Here is a 12680-nt window from a genome sequence, read left to right on the forward strand (position 1 = left end):
GCGAACGGCATTGACCTTGCGGCCTTTTCGCCGCGGCCAATCGGCCCCAGGCCGAGCCTCGATCCGTGGCCCCATAGGCGCACCGACCTCGTGTCAGAGAAAGTCTCTTGACAGAACACGAAAGTCGAAATCTTATTGTAAAGCGTTTTAGTAAATCGGTTTACAACGGCAGGGGATGGAGCCAAGGTGACCACACGACGCGTCACAGGTCTGAAGGATGTAGCCCGAGCTGCCGGCGTTTCCGTGACAACGGTCTCGCGCCTGCTGAACGGATCGCTCGACCTGCCTTTCGAAACGAAGAAGCGGATCTCGGATGCGATCCGCGACCTCAATTACCAGCCCAACCCGCATGCCCGCCGGCTCAGCCGCGGTCGTTCCGATACGATCGGTCTTGTCGTTCCCGATATCGCCAACCCCTTCTTCGCGACGCTCGTGGCAGCTGTCGAAGAAGAGGCGGATACCCGCGGGCTTGCCGTCTCGCTTTACGCCACCCTGAACCGGGCCGGTCGCGAGGTCGCCTATCTCCAGCTGATCGAACGCAATCACGTCGATGGCCTGATCTTCGTCACCAACCACCCGGACGACGGTCAACTCGCCACGTTGATAAACCGCACCGGCAAAGTCGTGATCGCCGACGAAGACGTTCCCGGCGCGCAGGCGCCCAAGCTCTTCTGCGATAACGAGCTGGGCGGAGCGCTCGCAGGCCGGCATCTGGCGGAATTCGGGCACAGGGATGTGCTGTTCGTGGGCGGCCCGCAAGCGATGATCAGTTCGCGTCGGCGCTCCAACGGTCTTGAGCGGACGCTGCGCGATGCGTTCGGCGAGGATATCCGTCTTTTAAAATACGCCGGTGACTACACCGTGGCCTTCGGTCGGCAGGCGGCGAAGCGCTTCATCGAGGAAGGTCGCCCGGCAACGGCGATCTTCGCCAGCTCGGACGAAATCGCCATCGGCATGATCGAGGTCTTCCGGGACCAGGGGGTTTCGATCCCGGACGATGTTTCGGTCATCGGCTTTGACGACGTCGGCCCGCTCCATCTTTTCGGTCCGCCTATGACCGCCATTCGCCAGCCGGTCCGCGCGATCGGCGGGCGTGCCCTCTCCCTTCTTCTCGAAACAAACTGGCAGGGCAAACAGGCTCTCGTCGAAGAGCTCCTGCCAGTCGAAATCGTCGTGCGGAAATCCGTTGCTCCGCCTGCGAAACGATAAATCACGCAATGGAGAACCAACAGAGGATGAGAACATGAACTGGAATTTGAAACGCAGGACTTTAGTCGCCACGCTTGGTTTCACGGCATTGACGACCCTCGGCGCTGCTCTCTCGCCGGCCCTTGCCGCCGAAAAGACCTTTGCACTCGTGCAAATTAACCAGCAGGCGCTTTTCTTCAATCAGATGAACGAAGGCGCGCAGAAGGCGGCCGACGCTGCCGGCGCGAAGCTCGTCATCTTCAATGCCAACAACGACCCGGCCGCGCAGAACAGTGCGATCGAAACCTACATCCAGCAGAAGGTCGATGGCATCGCCGTCGTCGCAATCGACGTCAACGGCATCATGCCGGCGGTCAACCAGGCAGCCGAAGCCGGGATCCCCGTCGTCGCCATCGATGCGATCCTTCCGGAAGGCCCGCAGAAGGCGCAGATCGGCGTCGACAACGCCACGGCCGGCGCCGACATGGGCAAGTTCTTCCTCGACTACATCAAGGCCAACGCCGATGGCAAAGCCAAGATCGGTGTCGTCGGCGCGCTGAACTCCTTCATTCAGAACGTTCGGCAGGAGGGATTTGAAAAGACCATCAAGGATGTCGACGGTATCAGCTCGGCCGGCGTCGTCGATGGACAGAACGTGCAGGACAACGCGCTCGCTGCCGCCGAGAACCTGATTACCGGCAATCCCGACCTGACCGCAATCTATGCGACCGGTGAGCCGGCCCTGATGGGTGCCATCGCCGCGGTCGAGAGCCAGAGCAAGCAGGATAGCGTGAAGGTCTTCGGTTGGGACCTGACGGCCCAGGCGATCGCCGGCATCGACGCCGGCTACGTCACCGCCGTGATCCAGCAGGATCCGGCTGCCATGGGTGCCGCTGCCGTCGACGCCTTGAAGAAGGTCTCCGACGGCGGCAGCGTCGAAAAGACCATCGCCGTGCCGGTAACGATCGTCACCAAGGACAACGTCGAGCCATATCGGGCGATCTTCAAATGATGACGACTGAAAGACAGCATCCTCCCGCTGTCGCTGGTGTCGGGGGGGCTCTGCCCTCCCGCACCGGTGTCAGTCCCCGCGTGTCCCTGAAGGGGATCACCAAGACGTTCGGATCGCACCAGGCGCTGCGTGGCGTCGACCTCGACATCTATCCCGGCGAGTGCCTTGGCCTCGTCGGCGACAACGCCGCCGGCAAATCGACGCTGACCAAGGTCATCTCGGGCACCTACATTCCCGATGGCGGGACCATTACGCTGGAAGGCGAAGAGGTTCGGTTCTCAGGACCTGCGGATGCCCGTAACCGCAATATCGAAATGGTCTTTCAGGACCTGAGCCTTTGCGACCACATCGATGTGGTCGGCAATCTTTTCCTCGGTCGAGAAATCAGCAAAGGGCCATTCCTCGATACGAGGACCATGCTCGAGGAAGCACGCAAGATGCTCGATGCGCTGGAAATCCGCATTCCGCGTCTGACCGGCAAGGTCGCTCAGCTCTCGGGCGGACAGCGTCAGGCGATCGCGATCGCGCGCGCCGCTTCGTTCAATCCGAAAGTCCTGATCATGGACGAGCCCACCTCGGCGCTCGCCGTGGCGGAGGTCGAAGCCGTGCTCGCGCTGATCAACCGCGTCAAGGCAAAGGGCGTCTCGGTCATCCTGATCACCCACCGTCTCCAGGACCTGTTCCGTGTCTGCGACCGCATTGCCGTGATGTACGAAGGCACCAAGGTCGCCGAGCGCGAAATCGGCAAGACCAACCTGGAAGACCTCGTCAAGCTGATCGTCGGGGAAGGAGCCAAGCAATGACGGCCTATACCGAACGCGCGAAAGGCTCGCCGGCGGCAGACTTCCTTTCGGAAAACGCCCAGGTCCTGTCGATCGCCTTTTTCTTCCTGGCCTGCGTCGTCTTTTTCGCGGCCACGACCGATACCTTCATGACGCTCGGCAACATTCTGAACGTCATCCGCCAGGCAGCGCCGATTCTCATCGTCGCCGTTGCGATGACGCTCGTCATCATCACCGGCGGCATCGACCTCTCTGTCGGCTCGCAGGTCGCCCTGGTCAATGCGGTTGCGGCCATTGTCTTGGCCATGGGCTATCCCTGGCCTCTCGTCGTCGTCGCGATGCTCTTCTTCGGCGCCTTTCTCGGCTTCGTGCAGGGATGGTTCACCGCCTATCAGGGTATTCCGGCCTTCATCGTCACACTTGCCGGCCTGTCGATCCTGCGCGGCTTGGCGCTCTATCTGACGCAAGGGTACTCGATCCCGATCAAGGACGCTCCCGGCTTCTTCATGCTCGGCCGCGGCGAATTGCTGGGCATTCCGATGCCTGCGCTTATCGCGGTTGCGGTCGCGGTCGCCGGCTATGTCGTCATATCCTCGACCAAATACGGCCGCCAGGTCGTCGCCGTCGGGTCCAACATGGAAGCGGCTCGCCGCGTCGGCATGCCGGCGAAATGGGTGATCGCCTCGGTCTATATGATCGCCGGCGTTGCCTGCGCCCTTGCCGGTCTATTGATCGCCGCGCGCCTCGGCTCCGGCTCTTCGAATGCGGCCGTCGGCTTCGAGCTTCAGGTTATCGCCGCGGTGGTGCTGGGCGGGACATCGCTGATGGGGGGGCGCGGCACGATCCTCGGGACCGTGCTCGGCACGATGACAATTGCGGTCATCGGCAACGGCCTGATCCTCATGCATATCTCGCCGTTCTTCACGCAGATTGTTACCGGCGCGATCATTCTCGTTGCGATCTGGCTCAACACCCGGATCTTCACCGCCAACTTTCGCTTTGGCGGCAAGAGATGACCGTCATGAGCAAGGAGCTGTCAGAAGGACATGTGCGGTCCGGCAAGGTGATGACGGTGAACGGCGCGATCAACGCGGATCAACTCGGCATCACACTGATGCACGAGCATATCCTCAACGATTGCCGCTGCTGGTGGAACGCACCGCAAACGAAGGAGCGTCAGTATCTCGCCGAAGGCTTCGTCTGCATGGAGATCCTCGGCGAACTGCGCCAGGACCCATTCGTTAACAAGCACAACATCACGCTCGACGACGAACCCTTGGCTATCGCCGAGTTGCAGGCTTTCGCGACCGCAGGCGGCCGTACAGTCGTCGAACCTACCTGCAATGGCATCGGTCGAAACCCGCTCGCCTTACGGCGGATCTCCAAGGCGACGGGTCTCAATATCGTGATGGGGGCCGGATACTATCTTGCCTCCTCGCATCCGGCCGAGGTCGCCGACATGAGCGTCGACCAGATCGCCGACGGCATCGTCCGCGAGGCCATCGACGGTGTCGACGGCACGGGCGTGAAAATCGGACTGATCGGCGAGATCGGCGTCTCCTCCGATTTCACCCCGGCCGAGGAGAAGTCCCTGCGTGGGGCCGGCCGGGCGCAGCTCCGGACCGGTTTGCCGCTGATGGTGCATCTGCCGGGCTGGTTCCGGCTCGGCCATCGGGTGCTCGATGTCGTCGCCGAGGAAGGGGCGGATCTGCGCCACACCGTGCTTTGTCACATGAACCCGTCCCACGACGATTTCGCCTATCAAAGCGAACTCGCCGAACGCGGTGCGTTCATCGAATACGACATGATCGGCATGGACTTCTTCTATGCCGATCAACAGGTACAGTGCCCGAGCGACGAAGAGGCAGCACGAGCGATCGCCAGGCTGGTGGACGCCGGCCACATGGACCGCATCCTGCTCTCGCACGATGTGTTCCTGAAGATGATGCTCAGCCACTACGGAGGCAACGGCTATGCCTACGTCCTGCGCCACTTCCTGCCGCGTCTCAAACGACACGGGCTGGAGGACGGCGCGCTCGACAGAATGATGCGGGACAACCCCCGCTCGGTATTCCAAACCGGGGCCTGATATCGGCTCCCAACGCAATTCAAGACAGACGGATAGACCATGACAAAGAAAGTGCTTCTCGTCGGCGAGAGCTGGGTAAGCTCCGCCACCCACTACAAGGGTTTCGACCAGTTCGGCAGCGTGACCTTCCATCTGGGCGCCGAACCGCTCGTCAAGGTGCTCAAGGACAGCGAGTTCGAGCTGACCTACATGACCGCACACGACGCCGTGGACCAGTTCCCCTATGAAATGGCAGGCCTCGACCAATACGATGCGATCATCCTGTCGGATATCGGCGCCAACTCGCTGTTGCTGCCACCGGCCGTATGGCTGCACTCGCGCACCGTTCCGAACCGGTTGAAGCTCATCAAGGCTTGGGTCGAAAAGGGCGGAGCGCTGTTGATGGTCGGCGGCTACTTCTCCTTCCAGGGTATCGACGGTAAGGCGCGCTGGCGCCGCACGGCCGTCGAAGACACGCTTCCGGTGACGTGCCTTCCCTATGACGACCGCGTCGAGATTCCCGAGGGCGCGGTTGCCGACGTCGTCAAGCCGGACCATCCGACCATGGCGGGGCTTTCGGGCAGTTGGCCGTTGCTTCTCGGCGTCAATGAAGTGGAAGTTCGCGATGGAGCCGAGGTCATCGCCCGGCTTCCCGAAGATCAGGGCGGACACCCGCTGCTCGTCCTAGGCGGTTTCGGCAAGGGCCGCACCGCCGCCTGGACGTCCGATATCGGGCCCCACTGGCTGTCGCCGGCATTCTGCGAGTGGGAAGGCTACGGCCGCCTCTGGAAGAACATCCTCGGGTGGATGACGGAAACGGCGCGCTAACCGCAGCGAGGAGCGCGCGCTGAGGAGAGCCTCAGCGCGCGCTCAGGATCGCTTGCAACTGCTCGATCGACGGAAACGCCGAACGGGTTCCGGGACGGCTGACAGTGATGGCAGCGGCGCGCGTTGCATGTTCGATCGCGGTGCGATCGAGGCGAGTGCCACGAAGTGCGGCGGATGCGAGCGCCACCGCCATGAACGTGTCGCCGGCGCCTGTCGTGTCGACGACGTCGCATTCGACGGCGCCGATCGGGACGCTGCTTTCGGCGGTGACGAGCATGGCTCCGTCGCCGCCGAAGGTCAGGACGACCTCGCGAACGCCGGCCGCAAGCAGCTTGCGGGCAGCCTCTTCGCCGCTGGTACCGGTCATTGCCTGCGCCTCACCCTGGTTGAGGAAAGCAATGTCAACCAAGGGCCACAGGGTGCTGAAATAGGGACGCAAGGGAGACGGATTGAAGGCGGTGATCATGTGGCGGGCGCGCGCAGCTTCAAGGACACCGCGCGTCGTTTCGTCCGACAGGTTTCCCTGGAGCACAGCAAGGTCGCCGGGAACGGCGTCGGCCAGCGCCGCGACGGCGTCGGCAAGCGTGAGGTTCTGGGCAGAGTCGGTGGTCGTGATGTTGACGTTTTCTCCATCCGGCGTGGTCAGCACGATCGAGAAGTCGGTGGACTTGCCGAGGACCGGCACAAGTCTGCTGACCACCGGTTCGCTTGCCAGATGCTGGCGGATCATGTCGGCGCGAAAGCCGTCGCCGAAGGCTGCGACAAGGCTCGTCGGCAGGCCGGTGCGGGCCATGACAACGGCCTGGTTCGCGCCCTTGCCACCGAGGTCCCGGGACCGCTGGCTACCGTGGATCGATGCGCCCGCGGCCGGCATTTCCGACACGGCGATGGTCTCGTCCACCGTCACATTACCGATTACGTAAGCGTGCATGAACATACCTTCGAAAGGGAGAGAAATGCAGGAAATATCTGACAAGTCCACAAGCGCCATAAGGGAAATATTTGGGACTGACAAGGTTCTGATCGGCATGATCCATTGCCCGGCCTTCCCCGGTGCGCCGCGCTATCGGGGCGCCGATATGTCTGTAATCTACGATGCCTGCATGCGTGACGCCGAGACGTTGGTCGAGGGTGGCCTGCATGGCCTGATGATCGAAAATCATGGCGACGTGCCGTTCTCCAAGCCGGAAGATATCGGCCACGAAACGGCGGCCTTCATGTCGGTCGTCACCGACCGGATCGCGCGGGCGACAGGTGTGCCGCTCGGCATCAACGTCCTTGCCAATGCGCCGATCCCGGCCTTTGCCATCGCCATGGCGGGCGGCGCCAAGTTCATTCGTGTCAACCAGTGGGCCAACGCCTATGTCGCCAACGAAGGATTCATGGAGGGGCGGGCCGCAGAAGCGATGCGCTACCGCTCATTGCTGCGTGCCGAGCACATCAAGGTCTTTGCCGACAGCCATGTGAAGCACGGTGCCCACGCCATCGTGGCCGATCGCTCGATCCAGGAACTGACGCGCGACCTCGCCTTCTTCGACGCCGACGGTGTGATCGCCACCGGTCAGCGCACCGGCAATACGGCAACCATCGAGGAGATCGAGGAGATCGGCTCGGCGACGCACCTGCCGCTTCTGGTCGGCTCGGGCGTGACCAAGGACAACATCGTCGAAATCCTCAAGCGCACCAACGGCGTGATCGTTGCCTCGTCTCTGAAGCAGGGCGGGGTCTGGTGGAACCCGGTCGATATCGAGCGGGTTAAGGCTTTCCGCGCCGCTGCCGAACCCGCGCTGGAGGCGTGACAATGGCGGCTGAAACGCTTTCGGAACAGATCCTGCGGGAAAACGCCACCGTCTTCGAAGCCATGGTCAACCATCGCTTCGTCGAGGACATCGTGATGGAGCGCCTGTCCCCGCAGGTTTTCGAACGCTATCTCGTCTATGAGGGGGCCTTCGTCGAAACCGCGATCTCGATCTTCGCCTTTGCGGCGGCGAAGGCCGAGACGATCGAACAGAAGCGCTGGCTGATTGCCGTTCTGGATGCGCTCGCCAACCAGCAGATCGCCTACTTCGAACGGATTTTTGCCGAACGCAATATCGATCCCGGCACCTATGATCTCAATGTTGCCGAGGTCGATGCTTTCCGAACGGGTATGCTGGACATCGCCCGCAACGGCGGTTTCCTCGATACCGTCGCTGCCATGTTTGCGGCCGAGTGGATGTACTGGACCTGGTCGAAAAGGGCCGCCCGTTCATCGTTTGCCGATCCACATTTGAAGGAATGGGTCGAAATGCACGCCGATGATGAGTTTACGGCTCAGGCGAAGTGGCTGAAACAAGAACTCGACGTAGCCGGCGACGCGCTCGAGGCTTCCGAGCGCAAGCGCCTGAGCGCTATCTTCGGGCGAGCGCAGCAACTGGAAATCGCCTTTCATGACGCAGCCTACGTCTGATCAAGGCGACATTTGGGAACGACCATGACCTCTCGCACCACAGTGGACGGCAAGCGCCTGCTCAAGCGTCTTGATGACTTCGCAAAAATCGGCGGGACGCCGGCCGGGGGCGTCAACCGGCAGGCTTTGTCGGTGGAAGATCGGGGCTCCCGCCGGCTGCTAGCGGAACTCGCGCTTGCGCGCGGTTTCCGCGTCTTCCAGGATCCGATGGCAAACCTGTTCATCCGGCGGGAGGGCCTTTTTCCTCAAAGGCCGCCGTTCGTGATCGGCAGCCACCTCGACAGCCAGCCGACCGGCGGGCGCTTTGACGGAGCGCTCGGCACCCTGGCGGCCTTTGAGGTGATGGAAAGTCTCGAAGATGCCGGCATCGAGACTGATTTTCCGCTTGAGGTCGTTGCCTGGACGAACGAGGAAGGAAGCCGCTTTGCCCCCGGCACGATGGGATCGATGGCGTTTGCCGCCGGTGCCATCCCCGAGGCGTGGTCCGATCTTCGCGGCCGCGACGGAGCGTTGTTCGTCGATGAGTTGGAGGCAACATTGAAAGCCCTGCCGGAAGCCGAAATGCGCCCGCTCGGCTTCCCGGTCACCGGCTACCTTGAGCTTCATATCGAACAGGGCCCGTCGCTCGAACGGGAGAACATACCGGTTGGCATCGTCTATGGCATCCAGGGCACGCGGTGGCTGGAGGTCAGGATCGATGGGCAGGCAGCGCATGCGGGCACGACGGCGCTCGAATTCCGTCGCGACCCGATGGCCGCGGCCGTTACCGCGCTTGAACCACTGTATAGGAGCGCCATGCCGGGCGACCCGCGCGCACGCTTCACCGTCGGCCGCTTCGCAGTCGAACCAGGTTCGGTGAACTCGATTCCGGGGTCGGTCACGTTCACCGTCGATCTGCGCCACCCGGAGACCAACGCCATCGACGACCTGGAAGAGCGGGTCCGGCAGGCATGTGACACCGCCTCCAAGGCGAACGGTTGCCAGAGCACAACGCGGCAAATCTTCGACATGCCGCCGGCCCTCTTTTCAGACGACCTGCTCGCCTGCCTCGATCGCGCTGCAGCCTCGCTCGGACTGAAGACCAAGCGTATGCTCTCCGGCGCCTTCCACGATGCCTTGTTCGTCAGTCGTGTCGCGCCGGCAGCCATGATCTTCGTGCCTTGCCGCGATGGGCTTAGCCACAACGAAGCGGAATATGTCGAGCCCGCGCATTCCATCGAAGGTGCCCGTATGCTGCTTGCCGCGACCCTCGAAGCGTTTGCTGCGGGCGCATAGCGCGCGCGGGTGCGGCTCGCCGCCCCTATAGCCAGCGCGGGCGCGCTTCGGTGATGCCAGCGGGCATGCGCTCCGAAACTGCTGCACCCGGATGGATAATATTTTTTTCGGCGACGATGGATGAGAAATCGCATCGGCTCCGTATATGCGGGTATGGAATCGAAAAAAGGCGCTTTCGACGTTATTGGGCAGCTGGCCGCGCTGCGGCGCTATGCGCGTTCGCTTGCGCGCAATTCGCCTGACGCAGAAGATCTCGTTCATGATGCCTTGGTGAGAGCCTACGAGCGGCGCTCGACGTTCCGGTCGGGAGCGAGCCTTCGAAACTGGCTTTTCGCCATCGTTCGCAACGCCCATATCGACCGCGTACGATCGGTCATATCGCGCGGCCAGCGTGACAGCCAGACGGCGCAGGAAGCCGTATCGTCCTACCCAGCCCACCAGGAACACAGTGTCCGGCTCGCTCAGGTTCGCGAGGCGTTCATGCTGCTGCCGGAGGAGCAGCGCGAAGCCCTACATCTGGTTGCTGTCGAAGATCTCTCCTACCAGGAGGCCGCCGACATACTCGACATCCCCGTCGGGACCTTGATGTCGCGCGTCTCCCGCGCACGAGCAGCGCTCAGAGATTTCGAAAGCGGACGGAGGAAGCCCAACCATCTGAAGCTTGTCGGAGGCGACAATGACTGACGTCGATACGATTACCGATGGCGATCTCGACGCCTACATCGACAATCAGCTCGACGCGACCGGTCGGCTGCGGGTCGAGACCTGGCTTGCCAGGAATCCGGATGCGGCGGCGCGCGTCATGGCCGACCTCGGCATGCGCACCACGCTCAAACTGGCGATGACGTCGGATGTCGTTGCCGGTCGTCCAGAGACGCGCGAGGCGGCCCGGCGCCTTTCTTCTGGGCTTGCGAATGCGCGCGTTTGGAACGCGCTGCAAAAGGTTGCGGCGGTCGGCTTGATGGTGTCGGTCGGGTGGATTGCCCATTCGGCGGTCGGCCCGAGCGAAGTCAATGCCTCGGCCCATCCGCCGGCTTTCGTGGAGCACGCCATCCGCGCCCATCAGACCTCGGTCGTCAGGGCTGGAATGCCGTCGCAGCCTGAGGTTCAGACCTATGACCGGGACGACATTCGTGCCGCGACCGCCATCGTCATGCCGGAGCTCCCGAAGGGCTGGAACGTCGTCGATGTCCAGGTATTCCCCTCGGAATTCGGGCCCAGCGTCGAGATGAGCGTCAAGACCTATGCGGGCACGGTCATTTCACTTTTCGCCGGCAGGCCCGGTCGTTTCGCGGTCGAACCCGTGAAGGACCTCAACCTTTCCAATGCCGAGGCTGCCTGGTGGCAGGTCGGCGAGGTTGCCTATGCCGTCGTTTCAAGCACGCCGGGCATCGGCCTCAGCGACGAGGCCGAGCTTCTCAAGAACTCACTTTACTGAGGAAACCTTCATGTATCAGAACCAGAACCGCTTCGGCGGTATGAGTCAGGCTTCGGCCGCCGCCCTCGACGAGGGCCTTCGCCAGCACATGCTGCGCGTCTTCAACTATATGGGCCTCGGCCTCGTCGTGACGGGCCTTGTCGCCTTCATCGTCGGCACCACGCCGGCGCTTTACGTGCCGATCTTCTCCACGCCGCTGAAATGGGTGGTGATGCTGGCGCCGCTCGCCTTCGTCTTCTTCTTTTCCTTCAAGATGCATTCGATGTCGGCATCCTCGGCACAGATGACCTTCTGGGCCTTCTGCGCCGTTATGGGCCTGTCGCTCGCTTCGGTCTTCCTGGTCTTCACCGGCGCCAGCATCGCCCGTACGTTCTTCATCGCCGCTACCATGTTCGGAGCGACGAGCCTCTACGGCTATGTGACGAAACGGGACCTCGCGAAGTTAGGTTCGTTCATGATCATGGGCCTGATCGGCGTGATGATCGCCTCAATCGTCAACATCTTCCTCGGTTCCAGCGCCCTTCAGTTTGCCGTCTCGGTGATCGGCATCGTCGTCTTCGTCGGTCTGACCGCCTGGGACACGCAGAACATCAAGGAGCAGTATGCCGACAACTTCGACCAGGAATCCCAGCAGAAGCTGGCAGTCTTCGGCGCTCTCTCGCTCTACCTGAACTTCGTCAACATCTTCCAGCTGCTGCTGAATTTCACCGGCCAGCGCGAAGAGTAACAGTCGCCGGTATCAAGGACATATCTTATGGATCGCAATGATCAGCAGGCCATAGACGGCCTGTTCTCCAAGCTCGCCCAGGCGGAGCGCCAATCCGCTCCGCGCGACGCGGAAGCCGACCGCTTCATTCAAGAGCGGATAGGCCAGCAGCCGGGCGCGCCCTATTACATGGCGCAGACGATCGTCGTACAGGAACAGGCACTGGAGGCGGCTCAACGCCGTATCGAAGAACTGGAAGCGCACACCGCACAAAGCCAGCAGCGCGGCGGCTTCTTCTCCTCGATGTTCGGCAGCAACGCTGCTCCTCAGCGCCCGGCGCCACAACAGGCCGGGTATGGCCGTGCGGCCCCGAGCTCGCCATGGGGCAACCAGAGCCAGGCTTACGGCCAGCCGATGCAACAGCGCACCGGCGGCGGCTTCCTCGCGGGCGCCGCGCAGACCGCAATGGGCGTCGCCGGTGGCGTCCTGCTCGGCAATGCGATTGCGGGCATGTTGGGTGGTAACGAGGCCCAGGCCGCTCAACCAGCCGCCCCTGCCCCGGAGCCGGAAGCGCCCGTTGACGACATGGATTTCGGCGGCGACGAAGATATTTGACGCCGCTTTTGGCTTCCGGGGACCATCCCCTCCCCCGGAAGCCAGCCTTCCCTCAGAGCCAACCCTTTCTCATGATCCCAGCTGCACCAAGCCCACCGCTTGTCCCCTATCCGGTCACGACGACCCGCCACCTTGTCGGTCGCGCAGGATGGGCGGAGTTCGGCTTGCTGTTTGCCGCCCGCTCCATGGCCTATCCGACAAGGCGGACCACGCGGCATGCCTGACGACGCCGACCCTGACCAACGTTCATCAGACCCTACAAGCGCGGCTCCGCTGAAGCGGTTTCGCGGTCACCTACTTTGCGCCCGCAACCGTCGAC

At 62.5% G+C, this 12680-nt stretch carries 14 protein-coding genes; 13 read left to right on the plus strand and 1 reads right to left on the minus strand.

All coding sequences use genetic code 11. The features are described 5' to 3' along the window. Positions 1-186 precede the first annotated feature (186 nt). Genes IB279_RS19450 through IB279_RS19475 form a run of 6 tightly spaced genes read left to right on the plus strand, consistent with a single transcriptional unit; the run spans position 187 to position 5878 of the window. On the plus strand, positions 187-1209 hold the full coding sequence (locus tag IB279_RS19450) for a LacI family DNA-binding transcriptional regulator (protein ID WP_089044856.1): 1023 nt from the start codon (positions 187-189) through the stop codon (positions 1207-1209). A gap of 34 nt (positions 1210-1243) precedes the next feature. Continuing rightward, complete coding sequence (locus tag IB279_RS19455) at positions 1244-2200, plus strand: substrate-binding domain-containing protein (RefSeq protein ID WP_060521156.1); 957 nt, start codon at positions 1244-1246, stop codon at positions 2198-2200. Next, a complete protein-coding gene (locus IB279_RS19460) occupies positions 2200-3003 on the plus strand; it encodes an ATP-binding cassette domain-containing protein (protein ID WP_112983639.1) in 804 nt (267 codons plus the stop codon). Before IB279_RS19455 ends, IB279_RS19460 begins: the two co-directional genes overlap by 1 nt. Continuing rightward, positions 3000-3998, plus strand: coding sequence for an ABC transporter permease (locus tag IB279_RS19465; RefSeq protein ID WP_060610650.1), 999 nt, complete (start codon positions 3000-3002; stop codon positions 3996-3998). The genes IB279_RS19460 and IB279_RS19465 overlap by 4 nt, the downstream gene beginning before the upstream one ends. A 5-nt stretch (positions 3999-4003) precedes the next feature. Next, on the plus strand, positions 4004-5071 hold the full coding sequence (locus IB279_RS19470) for a phosphotriesterase (protein WP_192339570.1): 1068 nt from the start codon (positions 4004-4006) through the stop codon (positions 5069-5071). 39 nt (positions 5072-5110) lie between these two features. After that, positions 5111-5878, plus strand: coding sequence for a glutamine amidotransferase (locus tag IB279_RS19475; RefSeq protein WP_034790452.1), 768 nt, complete (start codon positions 5111-5113; stop codon positions 5876-5878). Between the two features lie 31 nt (positions 5879-5909). Here the strand turns inward: IB279_RS19475 and IB279_RS19480 are convergent, their stop codons facing one another. Further along, positions 5910-6809 (minus strand): ribokinase, encoded by a 900-nt coding sequence (locus IB279_RS19480; protein ID WP_113187777.1) that lies wholly within the window; start codon positions 6807-6809, stop codon positions 5910-5912. Positions 6810-6834: 25 nt separating this feature from the next. Between IB279_RS19480 and IB279_RS19485 the strand changes: the two genes are divergently transcribed. The 7 genes from IB279_RS19485 (at position 6835) to IB279_RS19515 (ending at position 12361) form a co-directional block, all read left to right on the plus strand. Next, positions 6835-7677, plus strand: coding sequence for a BtpA/SgcQ family protein (locus IB279_RS19485; RefSeq protein WP_113187739.1), 843 nt, complete (start codon positions 6835-6837; stop codon positions 7675-7677). 2 nt (positions 7678-7679) lie between these two features. Beyond that, a complete protein-coding gene (locus IB279_RS19490) occupies positions 7680-8327 on the plus strand; it encodes a TenA family protein (RefSeq protein WP_192339572.1) in 648 nt (215 codons plus the stop codon). Between the two features lie 24 nt (positions 8328-8351). Next, positions 8352-9602 carry a Zn-dependent hydrolase gene (locus tag IB279_RS19495; RefSeq protein ID WP_192339574.1) on the plus strand — a complete coding sequence of 417 codons (1251 nt, stop codon included), beginning with the start codon at positions 8352-8354 and terminating at the stop codon, positions 9600-9602. A gap of 153 nt (positions 9603-9755) precedes the next feature. Continuing rightward, positions 9756-10286: a sigma-70 family RNA polymerase sigma factor gene (locus tag IB279_RS19500; protein ID WP_060610638.1), complete on the plus strand. Its 531-nt coding sequence runs from the start codon at positions 9756-9758 to the stop codon at positions 10284-10286. Then, the gene (locus tag IB279_RS19505; protein ID WP_113136358.1) at positions 10279-11040 is read left to right on the plus strand and encodes an anti-sigma factor; all 762 of its coding nucleotides are present in this window, start codon (positions 10279-10281) and stop codon (positions 11038-11040) included. Before IB279_RS19500 ends, IB279_RS19505 begins: the two co-directional genes overlap by 8 nt. Before the next feature lie 10 nt (positions 11041-11050). Next, positions 11051-11767 (plus strand): Bax inhibitor-1/YccA family protein, encoded by a 717-nt coding sequence (locus IB279_RS19510; RefSeq protein WP_113187737.1) that lies wholly within the window; start codon positions 11051-11053, stop codon positions 11765-11767. A gap of 27 nt (positions 11768-11794) precedes the next feature. After that, positions 11795-12361 carry a DUF2076 domain-containing protein gene (locus IB279_RS19515; RefSeq protein WP_034790482.1) on the plus strand — a complete coding sequence of 189 codons (567 nt, stop codon included), beginning with the start codon at positions 11795-11797 and terminating at the stop codon, positions 12359-12361. The last annotated feature ends 319 nt before the right edge of the window (positions 12362-12680 follow it).

Origin of the sequence: Ensifer sp. ENS06, assembly GCF_014852205.1 — a bacterium.
Taxonomy (GTDB): domain Bacteria; phylum Pseudomonadota; class Alphaproteobacteria; order Rhizobiales; family Rhizobiaceae; genus Ensifer; species Ensifer adhaerens.